Here is a 19362-nt window from a genome sequence, read left to right as displayed (position 1 = left end):
GTTGTGGATATAAATTAAGTGTAATTATTAACAAAAGAATAATTGCCCCTTTTATTCGTAATTTTTTTACGGATGAAAAAAAATCTATTTGGACTATTTGTCTTTTTTAGCACAACTTGTACGACTTATGCACAAAACAAAGTGGAAAAAGACACTTTGCAAAGTACTTCGCTTAACGAAATAATCGTATCTTCGGTTAAAGTAGATGAGAAAACACCAATTGCTTTTAGCAATTTAAGCAAAAAAGAAATTGCTCAGAAAAACTTAGGACAGGATATTCCATCTCTTATGTCTTACATGACTTCGGTAGTTACAACAACTGATGCCGGAAACGGAATAGGCTACTCAAGCTTTAGAGTAAGGGGGTCAGACGCATCTCGAGTGAACGTTACTCTCAATGGAATTCCTTATAATGACGCAGAATCTCAAGGTGCATTTTGGGTAAATCTACCTGACTTCGCTTCTTCCACACAAAATATTCAACTGCAGAGAGGCGTTGGAACGTCTACTAATGGAGCAGCTGCTTTTGGCGCAAGTTTAAATTTAACAACGGATTACTATCAGCCGGAAGCCGGAGGAGAAATTTCTAATTCGTTCGGAAGCTATAATACGCGTAAATCAACAGTTAAATTTAGTACTGGATTAATCAACGACAAGTTTGAGTTTGTAGGAAGATTATCAGATATTCATTCAGACGGTTATATTGACCGCGCAGCATCTGATCTAAAATCATACTTTTTACAGGGAACATACGTAGGAACCACTTCTATGATAAAAGCTTTGATTTTTGGAGGTAAAGAAAAAACATATCAGGCATGGAATGGCGTTGATCAGGAGCAGATTGATACTTATGGAAGGAGATATAATCCATCAGGAATGTATACGAACGATAATGGAGAAGTTAAGTTTTATAACAATGAAACCGACAATTATAAACAAACTAATTATCAGCTGCATTGGAGTGAAAGATGGGCAGACAACTGGACATCAAATGTGTCTCTTCACTATACGAAAGGAGATGGATATTATGAAAACTACAAAAATAATCAAAAATTTACAGAGTATGGTTTTGAGCCAATAACGGTAGATGGAAAAGAAGTGAACCGAACCGATTTAATCCGCACAAAATGGTTGGATAATCATTTTTACGGAATGGTTTTTAATGCCAATTACAGTACAGAAGATTTGAGCCTAATTTTTGGAGGAGGAGCCAATAAGTATGAAGGAGATCACTTTGGAGAAATATTATGGACAAGAGAACCCGTAAAACACAGTTACAAACAAGAATATTACAGAGATGACGCTGTTAAAACAGATGTGAATTTCTTTACTAAAGCAACCTGGCAGCTTTCGCCGCAATGGGGATTGTTTGGTGATTTACAATACAGGAGAGTGACTTATGAAGCCAATGCAATAGAAACCGGTCTGGTAGACGATGAATTTAATTTCTTTAATCCCAAAGGAGGGATTACCTTTCAGGCAAATGAAAATAACCAGCTTTACTTTTCTTACGCAAGAGCCAATAGGGAGCCTAGTAGAAAAGATTATGAAGGAGAAGGCAAACCTAAATCTGAAAAATTAGATGATTACGAATTGGGATGGAGATATAAAAACGGGCAAACCACATTAAATGTAAATGCCTATTTTATGAATTATACAGATCAATTGGTTTTGACAGGAGAACTCAACGATGTGGGAGGGATGATCAGAGAAAATAGTGGAGACAGTTATCGCTTGGGGTTAGAGATAGATGCCAATGTGAAAATACTGGAAAAGCTCTATTGGAGTCCAAGCATAACTATAAGTTCCAATAAAAATAAAAATTTTAAAGATAGTTGGGATGGCGAACAAAAAAACTTTGGAACAACATCCATAGCTTTTTCACCCAATTTTATTGCGTCCAATGGTATCACACTATTGCCGATAGAAGGAATGAGCATTTCTTTATTAACCAAATTTGTAGGGGATCAATATATGTCTAATATACAAACAAAAACCTCTAAGCTTGACTCATATTTTGTAAATGATATAAGCATTCATTATGAATTTCCAGTAAAAAGATGGTTTAAATCAGTAGGAATTTCATTGTTGGCAAATAATATTTTTAACGTTAAATATATTTCCAACGGGTATTATTGGACTGATGTGATAACTATTCAAGAACCCGAACTTGAATCTGAAAAAGTAAAAACAATTAAAAAAACAATCGACGGAGCAGGATATTATCCGCAGGCAGAGTTCAATATACTGGCAGGTTTGAATTTGAAATTTTAAAATATAACACAAGAGCGATTATAATTAATCGCTCTTTTACTTGTTAATAATTAACCGAAATAATATTCCCCCTTTTAGTAACAGGGTACGGCTTCATTTGATATTCCGCACCTTCTGTCATAGAAGTTCCGGTTATGAGACTGTATTTCAAAGGTTCCGGATGTATACTGCAATGACAGGACATATATATACTTCCTCTTTTATCCAAAGTCATGCTAGAGCAAGGTTCAATTTTATGATTAGGACAGGCAATATCGTAGGCAGCGTATAAATCGCTTCCTAAATTAAAAATTACTACGCCCAACACACCTTGATTAGGCATATTTATAACAGCTGAACCATTAGCATATCGCAAATCGTCATAAGCGGGTAAATTCAAATCTATGGTCAGGTTAACCGGATTGCTTGGCAAATAGGGATTGGTATAATGTCCTCCGCTTTTGGAGCAGGAAAATGAAGCAAATAAAATAATTATAAAAACAAATACCTTTTTCATTGTACAAATATTGATTAAACAAATTTAATTAATTAACTTTGTTCTAAAGTATCTTAGTATAGATAAAGTGTAAAAAAGCATAAAAATATCTTTAATAGAGCGAAATCCCATTTTTAAGGGATTTTTTCTATTTATAATATAAACCAGTTAGTTATGAGTAAGATTTCGTATTATACTGCTGAAGGACTTAAAAAATTGAAGGACGAGTTGGAGCAGTTAAAAAATGTTGAGCGTCCAAAGGCTTCTCAAGCTATTGCAGAAGCAAGAGATAAGGGTGATTTGTCTGAAAATGCGGAGTATGATGCTGCAAAGGAAGCACAAGGTTTATTAGAACTGAAAATTGCCAAATTAGAAGAAGTAGTGGCAAATGCCCGGTTAATTGATGAATCTCAGTTGGACGTTTCCAAAGTATTGGTGCTGTCTACAGTAAAAATAAAAAATCAGGCAAACGGGATGGTTATTAAATATACTTTGGTAGCAGAAAGTGAAGCGGATTTAAAAACAGGTAAAATTTCTGTAACGTCTCCTATTGGAAAAGGATTGTTGGGAAAATCTGTGGGAGATATTGCCGAAATCCAAGTGCCAAATGGTACAATGAAATTTGAAGTTCTTGAAATTACCCGAGATTAACCTTAAAAAAGAATAATCATGAGTTCTATTTTTACAAAAATCATAAATGGAGAATTGCCGGCTTATAAAGTAGCCGAGGATGATGATTTTTTGGCTTTTTTGGATATTAATCCCAATGCCAAAGGACATACATTATGTATTCCTAAAAAAGAAATCGATAAGATTTTTGATATGGAAGAAGAACACTATATGGAATTGATGAAGTTCTCTCGTAAAGTGGCTTTAGCTCTTGAAAAGGCTGTACCATGTAAAAGAGTGGGAATGTCAGTGGTTGGATTGGAAGTTCCCCATGTGCATGTGCATCTGATTCCATTACAGGAAATGGATGATATTCGATTTACTAAAAAAGAAAAGCTTACGCCTGAAGCATTTGAACAAACAGCCAAACAGATTGCAGAAAATCTATAAATAAAGAAAGAGCCACTGATTTTAGTGGCTTTTTTATTTACTCATCTTTCCTATAAGCTTAAGCCTTTTTATAGATAATATAGAAAGTAGTTCCTTTTCCCATTTCGGAATGTAACACTTTTACTTTTCCATTCTGAAAATCTTCTACAATGCGTTTTGTGAGAGATAAGCCCAAACCCCATCCTCTCTTTTTAGTAGTATAACCCGGCTCAAAAATTTTGGTAAACATGTTTCGCGGAATTCCTCCGCCGGTGTCGCTTACGTAAAGATGAACGTGTTTGTCGCCATCCTGAATAAGAATATCAATATTACCTTTTCCTTTCATAGCGTCAATAGCATTTTTAATCAGGTTTTCTATTGTCCAGCTGTGAAGCTCATCATTGAGCATCACCAAAATAGGATGCTCAGGTGCTTTAAACTGAAAGGAGATTTGCTTGGATGTTCTGTACTGTAAATATTCAAAAACTTTCTGGGTTTCGGCGATTATATCTGTTGGAGAAAGTTGTGGTTTTGACCCTATCTTGGAAAACCTGTTGGCGATAACTTCTAATCGGTTAACATCTTTTTCTATTTCCTCCGTAATAGCTGGAGAAACATTCTCCAACTTCATAATTTCTATCCACCCCAATAACGAGGAAAGCGGCGTTCCGATTTGATGCGCAGTTTCTTTTGCCATTCCGGTCCATAAGCGATTTTGAGTTGCCATTTTATTACTCCGATAAAAATTAAAAATAAGAATGGTAAAAAACAAAAAGATGACGATTAAAGCAATAGGGTAATATTTTAATTTGACCAATAAAGACGAATTTCCGTAATATAAATATTGTTTGTGTTTTCCAACACTTACTTCTATTGGATTGTTTTGAGATTTTAATTTTTTGAGAAATAAGTTTATTTTTTTTGGATCATTCACTATCTTTTCATCTATGTTTACCATAGATAAAATACTGTCGTTATCTGTAGTCTGGATAATAGGAATAGTAGTATTATTGGTAAGAATTAGCAGAGGCAGTTCAAGATTGGTGTCCATTAAAGTTGCATCGTTTAACGTATTGGACGCTTCTGCCCAAATTTTCATTTTTATGCGCTCTTCGTCTTTGTAATTTTGAAAAAAGGAATAGGTGTTCCACAAAATGAGTAGAAGAGTTATAAAAGCAGCGGTAATCACTCCCCAGCGAATTATCCCTTTTTTGCGAATCAAAATATAAAATGTTGTGTTTAGGCTAAGGTAATAAAATTGAAATCAAAATGCTTTATTAAATGTAACCGAATTAAATTTTTTCGTTTATGAAAGCTTTTGTAAATTTACTTTTTTAGCTCAATAATACTATTTTAATGAAAACAATCATACCGAAAGAGATATCAACAGCGGAATTACAAGGATATTTACAAGGATCTATAGGTCCGAGGCCGATTGCTCTGGCAAGTACAGTTGACGCAGACGGAAGACCTAATTTGTCGCCATTCAGTTTCTTTAATTTGTTCAGCGCCAATCCGCCCATCTTAATTTTTTCGCCTTCTCGAAGAGTGAGGGATAACACCGTTAAGCATACCTTACTAAATGTTCAGGCAACTATGCAGGTGGTCATCAATGTGGTAGACTATAATATGGTACAGCAAACTTCTTTGTCCAGTACGGAATACAAGGATGGCGTAAATGAATTTGTGAAATCGGGATTGACAATGATTCCATCTGAAGAGGTACGTCCGTTCAGGGTAAAAGAAAGTCCGGTACAGTTTGAGTGTACAGTTCAGGAGGTAATAGGTCTGGGCAATGAAGGTGGAGCCGGTAATTTGGTAATTTGTGAAGTTGTAAAAATACATATTGACGAAAGAGTATTAAATGAAAAAGGAGGAATTGATCAGCACAAAATAGATTTAGTAGCCCGGATGGGAGGCAATTGGTATACCCGTGCCGGCAAGGGAATGTTTGAAGTTGAAAAACCTTTGACTACGTTGGGCATAGGTGTAGATGCTATTCCGAAGGAAGCTATTGACAGCGGTATCTTTACAGGAAATGATTTCGGTGTTTTAGGCAATGTAGAACAGCTTCCGTCGGAAGAAGATATTCTCGCTTTTAGTCAAAGCGAACCAGATATGAGAGAAATCCTCACATCGGGCAATAGCATCAAGAAATTTGAAAAAGCCAAAAAGTATTTAGCAGAAAATAATGTATCTTTGGCTTGGAAAACCATATTAGCAAAATAAGTATAATCGGGGAAAATAATAAAAAATGGAAGTAACAGGAAGAATAAGAATGATTGGACAACCGCAGGATATAAGCTCTACTTTTAGAAAAAGAGAAGTGGTTGTGACTACGGAAGAGCAATACCCTCAGCATATTTTAATTGAGTTTACGCAGGACAGAGTAAATCTTTTAGATACGTTTCAGATAGGAGAACAAGTTAAAGTTTCGATTAATTTAAGAGGCAGAGAATGGGTAAACCCTCAGGGAGAAACTCGTTTTTTTAATACTATTCAGGGTTGGAGAATCGAACGATATGTAGCAGGGCAAGCTATGGGGCAGCCTATGCAAAATCAGTATATGCAGCAGCCGACAGGAATGGGAGGACAGCCTTATGGAGAAAACCAGCAAGGAGGTCAGCCAATGCAGCAAAATCAGTTTGCTCAACAAAACACTCCAATGGGCAATCAGTTTCCGCCTGCTTCAAACTATACAGAAGAAGAACACGACGATTTACCGTTTTAATATTTAATCCCCGAGTTATTCGGGGATTCTTTTTACATGATTACTCTTTTAGACTCTCAACAACTTTATTTTCCAGACGTAGAGCAAGCGCATGAATCCGGAATTTTGGCTGTAGGCGGAGATTTGTCTGCCGAAAGGTTGATTTTAGCGTATCAATCAGGAATTTTTCCGTGGTTTGAAGACGGCGAACCTATTACGTGGTGGGCGCCTAATCCGCGGATGGTTCTTTTTTTTGAAGAACTTAGGATATCCAAAAGCATGCGCAATATACTGAATAGAAAGCAGTTTGAAATTACATTTAATACTGATTTCAGAGCGGTGATTACCCAGTGTCAAAAGGTAAAGCGCACCGGGCAACACGGAACGTGGATTACCGATGATATGCTGAATGCATATTGTGAGTTGCATCACACAGGATTTGCAAAATCTGTAGAAGTGTGGCAGAATAATAAATTGGTTGGCGGATTGTACGGAATTGATTTAGAACATATTTTTTGTGGTGAAAGTATGTTTTCCATTGTTCCAAATGCCAGTAAATTAGCATTTATTTTTTTGTGTAAACAACTGCAAAAACAACAATACAAATTACTGGATTGTCAGGTTTATAACGATCATTTGGCGAGCTTAGGAGCAAGAGAAATTAATAGAGAGGATTTTATGCAATTTTTGAATCTAAGTTTTTAATTATAAAACTTTCTATTTTAAAGGGTAATAATAAGTATAAAGATGAAATTTAAAACCTTAAAAATTTTTGATTCTTATGTAGAAGCTCATTTGCTAAAAACTAAGTTAGAGAGCAAAATGATTTACTGTTTTTTACAGGACGAAAATTCAATAGCTACTAATCCTTTATATTCTTATGCGTTAGGAGGAATAAAATTAAAAGTTAAAGAAGAAGATTTTAAAGAGGCTTTGACAATTCTTGAAGAAATAGAAAACTATTCGTATCATTTTGAAGATAAATTAGGGTGTGAAAATTGTGGTAGCAGTCTTTTTTATACTAATTATAAATCAATTAAGAATTTAAAAGGAATCTTTTTGATGTTGATTTCGTTTTTATTTCAAACTTATCCTATCTATTATAAAAATGTGCGAAAATGTAAAGCTTGCGGATGGGAAACCGAGATAAAATAAACAGAATTGCATTAGTTATGATTTTTTAGTCTTTGTAGATACAAATTATTGACCATAACAAATACAAGAAGTAATATGGTCATTTACCATACCTGTTGCCTGCATGTGAGCATAAATCACAGTTGATCCCAAGAATTTAAAGCCTCTTTTTTTAAGATCTTTTGCCAAAGCATCTGAGATTTCTGTTGTTGCAGGTACTTCTTTGATATTTGTAAAGGTATTTACAATCGGTTGATGATTGACAAAGCTCCAAATGTATTTTGAAAAAGTTCCGAATTCCTGCTGAACTTCCATAAAGCGTTTGGCGTTGTTTACCGTTGCCAGAACTTTTAGGCGATTTCTTACAATCCCGGTGTTTTGTAATAATGCTTCGATTTTTTTATCAGAATAAGAGGCTATCTTTTTATAGTCAAAATGGTCAAAAGCTTGACGAAAATTTTCACGTTTTTTTAAAATTGTAATCCAGCTTAGTCCAGCCTGAAAGGATTCCAATACTAAAAATTCAAAAATAGTATCATCGTCATAAACAGGTTGCCCCCATTCTTCATCGTGATATTTTATATACATTTCGTCTGAGGAAACCCAATCACATCTTTTCATAAGTTTGTTGTTTTCTAAAATAAATTGCCAGGTATGTATAGCCTAAATTTACAAAAAAAAGAGTAAATAGTATTGTGAATATATAAAAAAACAAAAGCCTCTAAACCCTAGGTTCAGAGGCTTTATTGTATATTTGAAAATCGATTATCCTAAAGAAGCTCTTTTGAAACCTGTAATTTCTACTCCAAATCCTTTTACATAATCGCCTACTTTTTTAGATTCGTCTTTAATAAAGTTTTGATCTAACAAAGCTTTTTCTTGATCTAAAGTTGTGTTGTCGCTGATAAAACGTTGGATTTTTCCAGGAAGAATCCTGTCCCAAATGTTTTCTGGTTTACCCTCAGCTTTTAATTCTGCTTTCGCATCTTCTTCTGCTTGTTTTAATACTTCGTCAGTAATTTGAGCATAAGAAATATATTGAGGTACGTTTTTAAGTGTTTTACCTAAACGCACTAATTCTTCATTTTCTTTTACGATAACAGCGATACGAGCTTCAGTTTCTTTAGCAACAAATTCAGGGTCAAAATCTTTATAAGATAAAGTTTCTGCACCCATTGAAGCTACCTGCATAGAAATGTCTTTTCCTAGTTCTTCAGCTTTCGCAATAGGAGAAGATAAAGCTGTGATAGCAGCAATCTTGTTACCGTGAACGTAAGATCCGATAAATGCTCCTTCAAGTACTTCAAAAGAACCAATTTCTATTTTTTCACCAATAACTCCTGTTTGCTCAACTAATTTTTCAGCTACAGTCATTGCGCTGTCGTACGCAGAAGCTAAGAAAGCATCTTTTGTATCAAAATTGATCGCTTTTTCAGCTAATTCTTTTGCTAATGCCTGAAAACCTTCATTTTTTCCTACAAAGTCTGTCTCACAGTTTAAAGTAAGTACAACGCCTCTTGTTTTGTCTGCATTGATAAAAGCTACAGCGGCACCTTCTGTCGATTCGCGATCAGAACGGTTAGCAGCAACTTTTTGTCCTTTTTTACGCAATACTTCGATTGCTTTATCAAAATCTCCTTCAGCTTCAACAAGAGCTTTTTTACAGTCCATCATTCCGGCACCTGTAATTTGTCTTAATTTGTTTACTTCTGCAGCGGTAATATTTGCCATTTGTATTGTATTAATAAGTTAATAAAAAAAGCCGTTATGGATAGTTGCATACAAAGGTAGACATCTATCAGCACAACGACTTTATGATATTGTTAAAAATTATGCTTCAGCAGCTTTAACTTCTGCTTTTGCAGCAGGAGTTTCTTCTTTTTCAGACTTTCTTTCTGCATTACCTTCGATAATTGAAGAAGTCACTAAAGATAAAATTTTATCAATTGATTTAGAAGCATCATCGTTTGCTGGTATAACGTAATCAACCTGACGTGGATCAGAGTTTGTATCTACCATAGCGAAGATAGGAATGTTTAATTTTTGAGCTTCTTTAATCGCAATGTGTTCAGCTTTGATATCTACAACAAATAGAGCAGCCGGTAAACGCGTCATATCGGCAATTGAACCTAAGTTTTTCTCTAATTTTGCACGAAGACGTTCAACCTGTAAACGCTCTTTTTTAGAAAGAGTATTGAATGTACCGTCTTTTTTCATTCTATCGATTGAAGCCATTTTTTTAACAGCTTTACGGATAGTAACGAAGTTAGTCAACATACCACCTGGCCATCTTTCTGTGATGTAAGGCATGTTTGCCGCAGCTGCTTTTTCAGCTACGATGTCTTTTGCTTGCTTTTTAGTAGCAACAAAAAGGATTTTTCTTCCTGATGCAGCAATTTTTTTCAAAGCTTCGCCAGCTTCTTCAATTTTAGCCGCAGTTTTATATAGATTGATAATGTGAATACCATTACGCTCCATATAGATATAAGGAGCCATATTTGGATCCCATTTTCTAGTCATGTGTCCGAAGTGAACACCTGCTTCTAGTAATTCTTTTACTTCTACTTTGTTTGCCATTTCTGTAAATAGTTTACGTTCTTGTGATTAGCAATGTTCCGTTAAGCGTTTGGCTTTGGGCTTCATTTAGATGCTAAACTACCTCTTGCCTCAGCAAGTGCAACAAAAACTTAGATTTTTTAATAATAAATAAATATTAACGTTTAGAGAATTGGAATCTCTTACGAGCTTTTTTCTGACCAAATTTCTTACGCTCTACCATACGAGGATCACGTGTTAATAAACCTTCTGGTTTTAAAATAGCTCTGTTTTCAATATCAACTTCACACATAGCTCTTGCAATTGCCATACGCACTGCTTCAGCTTGTCCTGTAGTCCCTCCGCCATATACATTTATTTTAACGTCAAAGTTTTCAGCGTTTTCAGTCATTGAAAGCGGTTGTAAAACTTTGTACTGTAATGTAGCAGTTGGGAAATAAGTTGTAAATTCTTTTTTGTTTACTGTGATTTTTCCTGTTCCTTCTGAAACATAAACACGAGCAACAGCGGTTTTTCTTCTACCGATTTTGTGAATAACTCCCATTACTTAGCTTCGTTTAAATTAACGGTTTTAGGTTGTTGAGCCTCATGCTTGTGCTCAGCACCCACATAAACATTTAGGTTGCGGAATAATTGCGATCCTAATCTGTTTTTAGGCAACATTCCTTTTACTGCTTTTTCTACTAATAATGCAGGGTTTTTTTGTTGCATTACTTTTGCAGTTAATACTCTTTGTCCTCCTGGGTAACCTGTGTGACGGATGTACGTTTTATCATCCAATTTGTTACCAGTTAGGTTTACTTTTTCAGCATTGATAACAATTACGTTATCTCCACAGTCAACGTGAGGCGTGTAATTTGTTTTGTGCTTACCTCTTAAAAGTGTTGCCACTTTAGAAGCAAGACGGCCCAAATTTTGACCTTCAGCGTCTACAACTAACCATTCTTTTTGAACGGTTGCTTTGTTTGCTGATACTGTCTTGTAGCTTAAACTTTCCACAATAATTTGTATTTAATTAAACATTCCATTCCCAATTAAGGGAGTGCAAAATTACATATTTTCTTTTATTATACAAATTCGTACAGTTGTTTTTTGCTATTATTACTTATTAAATGATTGACTTCTAATTTATTTGAGGGGAAGAACTTTGTTTTTTCTTGATGAACTGTCAGAAAAAGAAAGATACTAGAAGTATGGACCCACATTAGGAGGAAGGAAATTTAATCGCATATTTTAAAATCTTCATCGTCTAAATCTTTTAAACCTAGTATATTTCGTCTTTGGTTAACTTCTGTTTTATCTTTTAGACAGGGTTTGCCAAATTGGCTTCCGTAGATAAGGCTTTTATTGTTTGCCCAATAATATTTATCGATAACTAAAGCTAAAGTCTCGGGGTTCATTCGACCTGCCTGCACTTCTTGTAAGAATAAATCGTAGTAGTCTTCATTGTGAACAAGCTTTTCAGGGTTGTGTAAAAGGATGGAAAAGGAAGCTAATTTGACACATTCTATTTTATAGTTTTCTTTTCCGACCAGTTTTTCATTTGGCATTCCGTGTTCTTTTACAAAGTCAACAAGTTTAATAAAGTTGATAGAATCTAAAGAAGGCATTACGATTCTGCTTTTTTGACTTAATGCCTTGTCGCGTATTCCTTGATCTGATCCGTACAGTTGACAAAGTTCAAAAGCAAGTTTAGTTTGCTCCTGCGTTTGTTCTAGCTGAGATTTTATACTTCCACATTGTAAAAAGAGGAACAGAGCACAGAAAAGAAATGTGTACTTTTTCATCGTATATTTTAAGGTTAATATAATTTTGGGTTGTAGTTTTTCGGAAATTTAGCCATTTCGGCAGTATAATAAGGAGTGATTTTATCTAAAACTTGCTCAAAAGATTGATCTTCAACTTTAATTAATTTCATCACGCCGCATTGCTTCTTTTTGTAATCGGCATAACACAAGGCAATGGGAATGTCGGTTTGTTTGGCAATGTGATAAAAGCCTTGTTTCCATTTGCTGGCGTAAGAGCGCGTGCCTTCGGGAGTGTTAATCAGTGCTATTTCGTCTGTATCATTAATTAAATGGACTGCATACTCTACCAGATTCTGATTTTTGCTTCTGTCTACCCCAATACACCCGATTGCTTTGAACAAAAAGCCGAACCACGATCTGGTATAGTAGTCTTTGATAAAAATTTTGAACGGAAAACCCAAAATCCAAAAACAAGCCAAGCTATAATAAAAATCCCAGTTAGAAGTATGAGGAACACAAACCAGAATTACTTTTTTTTCTTGTTTAAAAGATTGATCGTGAACTACCAGTTTCCAGCCTGTTATGCCGAGCATTAGTTTTCCTAAAACCTTTTTCATCTTTTTTTAAATTTAAAGCAGATAAAAAGGAATCAAGATAAAATTTGATTCCTTATATAGAATAATGTAGATAGTTTAACATGGACTCTATCTTGTTCTCTAGTGTGCTTCCAGCCAGTTTTCGCCAATTCCTAAATCAACAACTAAAGGTACCTTTAGTTGAAAGGCATTTTCCATTTCGGCTTTTACCATGGTTTTAAGGTTTTCTAATTCGTCTTTATGGGCGTCAAACACCAGTTCATCGTGTACTTGCAGAAGCATTTTGGATTTCCATTGTTCTTCTGTTAGTTTCTGGTGAATACGTATCATGGCAATTTTGATAATATCGGCAGCGCTCCCTTGTATAGGCGCATTTACAGCATTTCGCTCAGCTCCTCCGCGGACAATCGCATTTTGGGAGTGAATATCTTTTAAATATCGGCGTCTGCCCGATACCGTTTGTACATAGCCGTGTTCGCGAGCAAATTCTATTTGCCGGGCAATATAGTTTTTCAACTGCGGGTAAGTAGCGTAATACGTATCTATAAGTTCTTTGCTTTCAGATCGGGATAGATTGGTCTGATTGCTCAATCCAAAGGCAGAAACGCCATAAATAATTCCAAAGTTAACTGTTTTGGCGTGGCTTCGCTGTTCTTTGGTAACCTCTTCTAAGGCAACATTAAATACGCGCGCTGCGGTTGAGCGGTGAATATCTTCTCCATTTTTAAACGATTCTATCATATTGGGTTCCTGACTGAGTGCGGCAATAATTCGCAATTCAATTTGAGAATAATCGGCAGACATAATCAGGTAATTTTCATCTCGGGCAACAAATGCCTTTCTTATCAACCGTCCTCTTTCGGTTCGGATAGGAATATTCTGCAAATTCGGGTTGTTGGAACTCAAACGTCCGGTTGCGGCAACAGCCTGCATATATTCCGTATGTACGCGGTTAGTTTTGGGATTTACTTGTTTTGGCAAGGCTTCAACGTACGTGTTTTGAAGTTTTATTAATTGTCTCCAATCTAAAATGTCCTGTACAATTTGATGTTTGTGCGCCAATTCACTCAAAATTTCCTCTCCGGTGGCATATTGTCCGGTTTTTGTTTTTTTGGGTTTGCTGCCTCCTATTTTTAGTTTTTCAAACAAGATATCTCCCAGTTGTTTAGGAGAAGCCAGATTAAACTGTTCTTCTGCCTCTTCGTATATTTTTTGTTCTAAATTTTTAATGTCGGTGTCCAGTGTTTCTGAAAGCGAACTTAAAAAGTCAATATCCAATCTGATACCTTCATTTTCCATATCTGCCAAAACCGAAACCAATGGAATTTCAATGTTTTGGAATAATTCTTCCGTGTGAGCAGCGGATAATTGCGGTTGAAAAACGCTTTTGAGTTGGAGGGTAATATCTGCATCTTCTCCGGCGTATTCTTTAACTAATTCCAAGTCAATATCCCGCATGGATTTTTGGTTTTTTCCTTTTTTTCCAATGAGCTCCTCGATAGCCTGCGGAGAATATTTCAGATAAGTTTCTGCCAGTACGTCCATGTTATGGCGCATGTCGGGGTTAATCAGATAATGCGCAATCATCGTATCAAACAATGGTCCTTTTATTTCAACATCGTATTGTTTGAGGATTTTGATGTCATATTTTAGATTTTGTCCTACTTTTTCAATTTGTTCTGATTCAAAAAAAGGTTTAAATTCATTTATAAGTTCTACCGCTTCTTCTCTATTTTCGGGAAAAGGAACATAAAAAGCGGTTCCTTTTTCAAAAGAAAATGAAATTCCGACTAATTCGGCATTCAGCGGATTTAGTCCGGTGGTTTCAGTGTCAAAGCAAACACTGCTTTGCTGCATTAAATTTTGTATCAGCAGGTGGATTGCCATTTTACTGTTGCAAAGCTGGTAAACGTGGTTTACAGTATTTAAATTAGCAAAATAACCGTTGTCAATTGGGTTACTGGCAGTATCATCAGCGAAAAGTGAAAACTGTTCTTCTTGTTGTTTGGTTCCATTAGGGAGAGCAGTAGGAGCAGCATCAGCGTTAAAAATTTTGTCAAACTGCTCTTTCATTCTCCTAAATTCCAGTTCGATAAACAAGGCATCTGTTTTTTCTACGTCTGGTTTTTCCAGAATAAAATCTTCGGCGTGAAACTGGACAGGGCAGTCCAGCAATATAGTGGCTAATTGCTTTGATAAAATTCCTTTATCTTTGTTGGCTTCAATATTTTCACGCATTTTTCCCTTTAGGTTGTGAGTGTTTGCTAAAAGATTTTCCAGCGATCCGTATTCTTTAATAAATTTTTTGGCTGTTTTTTCACCAACGCCCGGCAGTCCCGGAATATTGTCGACAGAATCGCCCATCATTCCCAAAAAGTCGATTACCTGTTCCGGATGCTCAACTTCAAATTTTTCTTTTACTTTGTCTACTCCCCATATTTCAATGCCATTGCCCATTCGCGCAGGCTTGTACATAAAAATATTTTCTGAAACCAGCTGAGCATAGTCTTTGTCAGGAGTAACCATGAAGACCTGATAACCTTCTTTTTCAGCTTGTTTTGAAAGCGTGCCGATGAGGTCATCTGCTTCGCAACCCTTTACTTCAATAACAGGGATGTGCATTGCATTTAAAATCTCTTTGATGTACGGTACAGCAATTTTTATTGCCTCCGGCGTTTCGTCCCGATTGGCTTTATATTCAGGATACAGCGCTGTCCGAACTTCGCTTCCGCCGTTATCAAAGGCAACTGCAAGATGATCGGGAGACTCTCGTTTGATAACATCTAACAGAGAGTTCATAAAACCCAACACAGCAGAAGTATCTAAGCCTTTTGAATTTATTCGGGGGTTCTTTATAAAGGCGTAGTACCCTCGGAAAATTAAAGCGTAGGCATCTAATAGAAAAAGACGTTTTTTATCAGTCATCAAAAATGTTTTTTGTCATTGAAAAAATCAAAATCAAAGATAGTGAATTTGAGATAAGACAAAGAATGTTATACAATTCTTTTGTAAATACCGCATTTGTTTACTAAACTTTGTTAAAGACTTTTTTGTAGTTTCTATAAAAAATTAAATTTGTTGTTTATACTTTAAAAAATGCTTCAAATATTACTTGTAGGTTTTGTTTTTATTCTTGTTGAGTTTTATACCTATCAGGCTTTTAGACAATGGACCAAGCGAAGATCTTTTCGATTGATTTATGTTTTAGTGTCTGTTTTAATACTTGGCTATATTGCGTATGGATTTTCTAAGTTTGACCGTTCCATTGGACAAACGCATCAATCCATGCTGGCAGCGGCATTGGTTATATTGTTTTACCTGCCAAAAGCTATTATTACTGTTTTATTGCTGACAGAAGATGCGGTAAGGCTTTTCATTGGAATATTTCAATATTTTAACCGTGAAAAAGCTGATAAAGAAGCAAATCGTCCATTTATGCCAGAAAGGAGAAAGTTTGTATCGCAATTGGCTCTCGGAATTGCTGCAATACCCTTTGCGTCTGTGTTGTATGGAATTACTGTTGGAAGGTATAAGTTTCAGGTCTACAAGCACGTTTTGGAATTTGAGGATTTACCGCATGCATTTGACGGTTTTACTTTTACGCAATTGTCCGATATACATGCCGGAAGCTTCGACAATAAAGAAAAACTGGAATATGCCGTGGATTTAATCAATTCACAGGATTCAGATTTATTGCTTTTTACCGGTGATATCGTTAACAGTATTGCTGATGAAATGCTTCCGTGGTCAGATGTTTTTAGAAAATTGCGAAAACACACTTATGGCAATTATTCTATTTTGGGAAATCACGATTATGGAGAATATGTTAAATGGGATACAGAGGAGGAAAGGCTGGGAAATTTTAAAGGAATTTGTGACATCAGTCCCGAAATCGGTTTCCGACTGCTTAGAAATGAATGTGTCAGAATTGAAAAAGGCGGAGAAAGTATCGTAGTTGTTGGCGTAGAAAACTGGGGAGCAGATCCGCGATTTATGAAGTATGGCGATTTGGATAAAGCTACTCAGGGCGTTTCTACTACAGATTTTAAAATTCTCATGACCCACGATCCTTCACACTGGGATGCTCAGGTATTAGATCATCCAAAGAACTTTCAATTGACGCTGGCAGGGCACACTCATGGCTTTCAGTTCGGAATAGAGATTCCGGGAGTAATTAAGTGGAGTCCGGTACAGTATATTTATAAACAGTGGGCGGGACTTTATGAAAAGATGGGAAAATATATTTATGTAAATCGTGGGTTTGGGTACCACGCTTATCAGGGCAGAACGGGAATCTGGCCAGAAATCACTGTAATTGAATTAAGAAGGAAATAGTAATATTTTTTGATAAAAATTGATATTTTTGTCATAAAGCTTTAGGTTAAATAAAAAAAGAATTACATATGTTGAAATTTGGAGAATTAGTGACTTCTGATGTTCCGGTATTGATTCATTTTTTTGCACAGTGGAACGAAGGTTGTGCAGCGATGAATCCAGTTTTGCAAAGCGTTGCAGGAACAGTAGGAGAGCAGCTGCGTATTGTAAAGATTGATGTAGAAAAAAATGGCGAATTAGCAGAAGCTTTACGCATAAAACAGGTACCTACTATGCTGCTGTATAAAGGGGGAGCGATGATTTGGCGCCAAAGTGGTTTTATGAACGCAGAGGCTTTAATTAATGTTGTAACAACATTATAAAACAGCAAAAGAGTATCCCTTTTTTTGAAGTATTTCTATTGCTTTGGGAAGGGCATACATCATGTTTTTTCTCGCTTTTATACTGTCGTGAAAAACAATTATACTTCCGGGCTTTATCCGGGAGGTAGCTCTGCGCAGGCATTCTTTCGGAGTTGTTTTTATGTCATAATCTTTAGTCAGCATTGTCCACATAATTATTTTCAGTCCCAATTTTTCTGCAAGATACTTTGCCTGTGATTTTGTTATTTTTCCGTAAGGAGGACGGAATAAGCAGGAAGCCTCTTTTTGAGTGTATTTCCTTATTTCGGTTTCGCATTCCAAAACGTTATTCCTGTATTTTTCTTGGTGCGTTTTCCATCCGTTCAGATGGTTGAATGTATGATTGCCTACCTGATGATTTTCTTTTATTATTCGCTCAAAAATATCAGGGTGTTTGTTGATGTTATCGCCGATACAAAAAAAAGTAGCTTTAATGTTGTAGTGTTTAAGCGTGTCCAAAACCCATTCTGTAACGTCAGGAATAGGGCCGTCGTCAAAGGTAAGGTAAACTACTTGTTTGGTTGTCTTTTTTTTCCAAACGTATTTAGGGAAGAGAAGGGAGTATAGTTTTTGACTCAAACGCATTGCTTATTTATTTTCTATCACTACAAGCAAACATACAAAAAAGGGCAATCCGTATTGTGACTGCCCTTTTTATAGAATAACAATTAACTAAAAATTATTGTACCCCGCCGCCTAAAGCACGGTAAAGCTGTACCAGGGCGTTTAATTGCGCCAATTCAGTATTAATATAGCTTAATTCGGCTGATAAGGCACTTTCTCTTGCGGTAAGTACATCTAGATAATTAGCCATACCCTGAACCAAGAGTTCTTCAGAATATTCAGTTGCTAAATTATAAGCCTGATATTCTTGTTTTTTCAAAGACAGCTTATCTACTGAACTTTGAAAGGTGTATAGTGCGTCAGACACTTCTTTAGAGGCTGTTAAAACAGCTTTTCTGTAATTTAAATACGCTTGTTCTTGTTTCGCTTTTGCCACATCGTGCTGCGTTCTCACTTGTCTTCCGTTTAACAGGGGTTGAGTAAGTCCGCCGATTAAATTAGCAAAAAGAGAATTTGTATCGAATAATTTGTCAAAATCAACGCTTTGAAATCCGCCGTTAGCTGTTAACCGCAAAGAAGGATAAAAACTGCTTCTGGCAGCATTGGTAAGTTCAAACGCATTGATTAATCCATATTCTGCAGCTCTTACATCAGGTCTGTTGCTAAGCAATTGTGCAGGAACGCCTACCGTCAATTCTGAATTTATAGTTTGCTGTGCAAGCGAACCTCTCTCAATGCTTTGAGGATTGTTTCCCAAAAGAATACTGAAAGCGTTTTCTGTCAATTTAATGTTGTTGTTTAAATCTACCAGCAGTGCTTGCGCGTTGTAAAGCTGAGCTTGCGTTTGTTTTACAGCAATTTCATTTACCTGACCTGATTCTTTCAAAGCCTCAATAGTCTCTAAACTGTTTTTGCGATTCGCAATAGTTTTTTCGGTAATTTCTTTTTGCTGATCCAGTGCCAATAACTGATAATAAGTTGTAGCAATGGAAGTGATTAACTGTGTTTTTACAGCTTGATGTGCCGCTACGCTTTGCAAATAACCAGCTACAAAAGCGCGTTTATTACTGCGGATTTTGCCCCACACATCCAATTCCCATGAAAAATTGCCGTTTACTTCATAAAGGTCGGTTTTTACCCGGTTATCTCCGGAAAGTAATCCTTGAGGAGAATTTTTGGACTGAATGCTATGTGTGTAATTTGCTCCCAGATTTAAAGTAGGAGCATATCCCCATTTGCCTTGCTTCATATAGGCTTGAGAAGCGTTTATGTTTTCCATGGCAATGCGGATATCAAGATTGTTTTCTAATCCCTGTTCAATGTGTCGGATTAATACAGGGTCAGAGAAAAGCTCTCTCCATGATATGTTTGCCATGGAAAGAGTATCTTGTGACAATCTATCGCTGCGATAATATTGCTCGTCTATTACCTCGGGTCTGTCATATTTTTTGGCAACAAAACACGACTGCATGATTAAGCCCAAAACAGCAATCGGTAATATTCTGTATATAATAGTTCGTCTTTTCATTTT

Annotated in this window: 21 protein-coding genes; 9 read left to right on the top strand and 12 right to left on the bottom strand. The window is 36.0% G+C overall.

Annotated features, from left to right (window positions below):
- Positions 1-72 precede the first annotated feature (72 nt).
- Positions 73-2274, top strand: a complete 2202-nt coding sequence (locus tag C8P70_RS09575; RefSeq protein WP_133713107.1) for a TonB-dependent receptor — start codon at positions 73-75, stop codon at positions 2272-2274.
- Between the two features lie 43 nt (positions 2275-2317).
- Here the strand turns inward: C8P70_RS09575 and C8P70_RS09570 are convergent, their stop codons facing one another.
- The gene (locus C8P70_RS09570) at positions 2318-2770 is read right to left on the bottom strand and encodes a Rieske (2Fe-2S) protein (protein WP_133713106.1); all 453 of its coding nucleotides are present in this window, start codon (positions 2768-2770) and stop codon (positions 2318-2320) included.
- Between the two features lie 153 nt (positions 2771-2923).
- Here C8P70_RS09570 and greA point away from each other — a divergent pair, with 153 nt between their 5' ends.
- Both greA and C8P70_RS09560 read left to right on the top strand, forming a co-directional pair.
- Positions 2924-3400: a transcription elongation factor GreA gene (greA, locus tag C8P70_RS09565; protein ID WP_133713105.1), complete on the top strand. Its 477-nt coding sequence runs from the start codon at positions 2924-2926 to the stop codon at positions 3398-3400.
- A gap of 18 nt (positions 3401-3418) precedes the next feature.
- Positions 3419-3808 (top strand): HIT family protein, encoded by a 390-nt coding sequence (locus tag C8P70_RS09560; RefSeq protein ID WP_133713104.1) that lies wholly within the window; start codon positions 3419-3421, stop codon positions 3806-3808.
- Between the two features lie 58 nt (positions 3809-3866).
- Here C8P70_RS09560 and C8P70_RS09555 read toward each other — a convergent pair whose 3' ends face one another.
- Positions 3867-5009, bottom strand: a complete 1143-nt coding sequence (locus C8P70_RS09555; protein ID WP_133713103.1) for a sensor histidine kinase — start codon at positions 5007-5009, stop codon at positions 3867-3869.
- 134 nt (positions 5010-5143) lie between these two features.
- Between C8P70_RS09555 and C8P70_RS09550 the strand changes: the two genes are divergently transcribed.
- Genes C8P70_RS09550 through C8P70_RS09535 form a run of 4 tightly spaced genes read left to right on the top strand, consistent with a single transcriptional unit; the run spans position 5144 to position 7652 of the window.
- On the top strand, positions 5144-6016 hold the full coding sequence (locus tag C8P70_RS09550) for a flavin reductase family protein (RefSeq protein WP_133713102.1): 873 nt from the start codon (positions 5144-5146) through the stop codon (positions 6014-6016).
- 25 nt (positions 6017-6041) lie between these two features.
- A complete protein-coding gene (locus tag C8P70_RS09545) occupies positions 6042-6518 on the top strand; it encodes a DUF3127 domain-containing protein (RefSeq protein WP_133713101.1) in 477 nt (158 codons plus the stop codon).
- Positions 6519-6554: 36 nt separating this feature from the next.
- Positions 6555-7202 carry a leucyl/phenylalanyl-tRNA--protein transferase gene (aat, locus tag C8P70_RS09540; protein ID WP_133713100.1) on the top strand — a complete coding sequence of 216 codons (648 nt, stop codon included), beginning with the start codon at positions 6555-6557 and terminating at the stop codon, positions 7200-7202.
- Positions 7203-7244: 42 nt separating this feature from the next.
- Complete coding sequence (locus tag C8P70_RS09535; RefSeq protein ID WP_133713099.1) at positions 7245-7652, top strand: putative signal transducing protein; 408 nt, start codon at positions 7245-7247, stop codon at positions 7650-7652.
- A gap of 45 nt (positions 7653-7697) precedes the next feature.
- On the opposite strand, the gene C8P70_RS09530 is transcribed toward C8P70_RS09535, so the two are convergent.
- From C8P70_RS09530 to polA, 8 genes are all read right to left on the bottom strand, one after another.
- Entirely contained in the window at positions 7698-8252 is a 555-nt protein-coding gene (locus C8P70_RS09530; RefSeq protein ID WP_133713098.1) for a DNA-3-methyladenine glycosylase I, read from the bottom strand.
- A 144-nt stretch (positions 8253-8396) separates the two neighbouring features.
- Positions 8397-9362 carry a translation elongation factor Ts gene (tsf, locus tag C8P70_RS09525; RefSeq protein ID WP_133713097.1) on the bottom strand — a complete coding sequence of 322 codons (966 nt, stop codon included), beginning with the start codon at positions 9360-9362 and terminating at the stop codon, positions 8397-8399.
- 99 nt (positions 9363-9461) lie between these two features.
- Positions 9462-10208 carry a 30S ribosomal protein S2 gene (rpsB, locus tag C8P70_RS09520; RefSeq protein WP_133713096.1) on the bottom strand — a complete coding sequence of 249 codons (747 nt, stop codon included), beginning with the start codon at positions 10206-10208 and terminating at the stop codon, positions 9462-9464.
- A 136-nt stretch (positions 10209-10344) separates the two neighbouring features.
- Entirely contained in the window at positions 10345-10731 is a 387-nt protein-coding gene (gene rpsI, locus C8P70_RS09515) for a 30S ribosomal protein S9 (RefSeq protein WP_133713095.1), read from the bottom strand.
- Positions 10731-11186, bottom strand: coding sequence for a 50S ribosomal protein L13 (gene rplM, locus C8P70_RS09510; protein WP_133713094.1), 456 nt, complete (start codon positions 11184-11186; stop codon positions 10731-10733). Before rplM ends, rpsI begins: the two co-directional genes overlap by 1 nt.
- A 221-nt stretch (positions 11187-11407) precedes the next feature.
- On the bottom strand, positions 11408-11974 hold the full coding sequence (locus C8P70_RS09505) for a hypothetical protein (protein WP_133713093.1): 567 nt from the start codon (positions 11972-11974) through the stop codon (positions 11408-11410).
- A gap of 14 nt (positions 11975-11988) precedes the next feature.
- Positions 11989-12552: a 1-acyl-sn-glycerol-3-phosphate acyltransferase gene (locus tag C8P70_RS09500; protein ID WP_133713092.1), complete on the bottom strand. Its 564-nt coding sequence runs from the start codon at positions 12550-12552 to the stop codon at positions 11989-11991.
- 99 nt (positions 12553-12651) lie between these two features.
- Positions 12652-15456, bottom strand: a complete 2805-nt coding sequence (gene polA / locus C8P70_RS09495; protein WP_133713091.1) for a DNA polymerase I — start codon at positions 15454-15456, stop codon at positions 12652-12654.
- Positions 15457-15627: 171 nt separating this feature from the next.
- On the opposite strand from polA, the gene C8P70_RS09490 reads away from it, so the two are divergent.
- Both C8P70_RS09490 and C8P70_RS09485 read left to right on the top strand, forming a co-directional pair.
- Positions 15628-16866 carry a metallophosphoesterase gene (locus tag C8P70_RS09490; protein ID WP_133713090.1) on the top strand — a complete coding sequence of 413 codons (1239 nt, stop codon included), beginning with the start codon at positions 15628-15630 and terminating at the stop codon, positions 16864-16866.
- Between the two features lie 68 nt (positions 16867-16934).
- A complete protein-coding gene (locus C8P70_RS09485; protein WP_133713089.1) occupies positions 16935-17228 on the top strand; it encodes a thioredoxin family protein in 294 nt (97 codons plus the stop codon).
- Here the strand turns inward: C8P70_RS09485 and C8P70_RS09480 are convergent.
- Both C8P70_RS09480 and C8P70_RS09475 read right to left on the bottom strand, forming a co-directional pair.
- On the bottom strand, positions 17223-17852 hold the full coding sequence (locus C8P70_RS09480; RefSeq protein ID WP_133713088.1) for a polysaccharide deacetylase family protein: 630 nt from the start codon (positions 17850-17852) through the stop codon (positions 17223-17225). The two genes, C8P70_RS09485 and C8P70_RS09480, sit on opposite strands and share 6 nt — an antisense overlap.
- A gap of 94 nt (positions 17853-17946) precedes the next feature.
- Positions 17947-19359 carry an efflux transporter outer membrane subunit gene (locus C8P70_RS09475; RefSeq protein ID WP_133713087.1) on the bottom strand — a complete coding sequence of 471 codons (1413 nt, stop codon included), beginning with the start codon at positions 19357-19359 and terminating at the stop codon, positions 17947-17949.
- Positions 19360-19362: the final 3 nt, after the last annotated feature.

This window comes from Myroides indicus, from assembly GCF_004364575.1.
In the GTDB taxonomy this organism is placed as follows: domain Bacteria; phylum Bacteroidota; class Bacteroidia; order Flavobacteriales; family Flavobacteriaceae; genus Flavobacterium; species Flavobacterium indicum_A.
This window is presented reverse-complemented; position numbering and strand designations above follow the sequence as displayed.

Excerpts from the sequence above, each read along its gene's own strand:
- C8P70_RS09575 (WP_133713107.1), top strand. The coding sequence starts at position 73 with ATGAAAAAAAATCTATTTGGACTATTTGTCTTTTTTAGCACAACTTGT.
- C8P70_RS09570 (WP_133713106.1), bottom strand. The coding sequence starts at position 2,770 with ATGAAAAAGGTATTTGTTTTTATAATTATTTTATTTGCTTCATTTTCC.
- greA (WP_133713105.1), top strand. The coding sequence starts at position 2,924 with ATGAGTAAGATTTCGTATTATACTGCTGAAGGACTTAAAAAATTGAAG.
- C8P70_RS09560 (WP_133713104.1), top strand. The coding sequence starts at position 3,419 with ATGAGTTCTATTTTTACAAAAATCATAAATGGAGAATTGCCGGCTTAT.
- C8P70_RS09550 (WP_133713102.1), top strand. The coding sequence starts at position 5,144 with ATGAAAACAATCATACCGAAAGAGATATCAACAGCGGAATTACAAGGA.
- C8P70_RS09545 (WP_133713101.1), top strand. The coding sequence starts at position 6,042 with ATGGAAGTAACAGGAAGAATAAGAATGATTGGACAACCGCAGGATATA.
- aat (WP_133713100.1), top strand. The coding sequence starts at position 6,555 with ATGATTACTCTTTTAGACTCTCAACAACTTTATTTTCCAGACGTAGAG.
- C8P70_RS09535 (WP_133713099.1), top strand. The coding sequence starts at position 7,245 with ATGAAATTTAAAACCTTAAAAATTTTTGATTCTTATGTAGAAGCTCAT.
- C8P70_RS09530 (WP_133713098.1), bottom strand. The coding sequence starts at position 8,252 with ATGAAAAGATGTGATTGGGTTTCCTCAGACGAAATGTATATAAAATAT.
- tsf (WP_133713097.1), bottom strand. The coding sequence starts at position 9,362 with ATGGCAAATATTACCGCTGCAGAAGTAAACAAATTAAGACAAATTACA.
- rpsB (WP_133713096.1), bottom strand. The coding sequence starts at position 10,208 with ATGGCAAACAAAGTAGAAGTAAAAGAATTACTAGAAGCAGGTGTTCAC.
- rpsI (WP_133713095.1), bottom strand. The coding sequence starts at position 10,731 with ATGGGAGTTATTCACAAAATCGGTAGAAGAAAAACCGCTGTTGCTCGT.
- C8P70_RS09505 (WP_133713093.1), bottom strand. The coding sequence starts at position 11,974 with ATGAAAAAGTACACATTTCTTTTCTGTGCTCTGTTCCTCTTTTTACAA.
- C8P70_RS09500 (WP_133713092.1), bottom strand. The coding sequence starts at position 12,552 with ATGAAAAAGGTTTTAGGAAAACTAATGCTCGGCATAACAGGCTGGAAA.
- polA (WP_133713091.1), bottom strand. The coding sequence starts at position 15,456 with ATGACTGATAAAAAACGTCTTTTTCTATTAGATGCCTACGCTTTAATT.
- C8P70_RS09490 (WP_133713090.1), top strand. The coding sequence starts at position 15,628 with ATGCTTCAAATATTACTTGTAGGTTTTGTTTTTATTCTTGTTGAGTTT.
- C8P70_RS09485 (WP_133713089.1), top strand. The coding sequence starts at position 16,935 with ATGTTGAAATTTGGAGAATTAGTGACTTCTGATGTTCCGGTATTGATT.
- C8P70_RS09480 (WP_133713088.1), bottom strand. The coding sequence starts at position 17,852 with ATGCGTTTGAGTCAAAAACTATACTCCCTTCTCTTCCCTAAATACGTT.
- C8P70_RS09475 (WP_133713087.1), bottom strand. The coding sequence starts at position 19,359 with ATGAAAAGACGAACTATTATATACAGAATATTACCGATTGCTGTTTTG.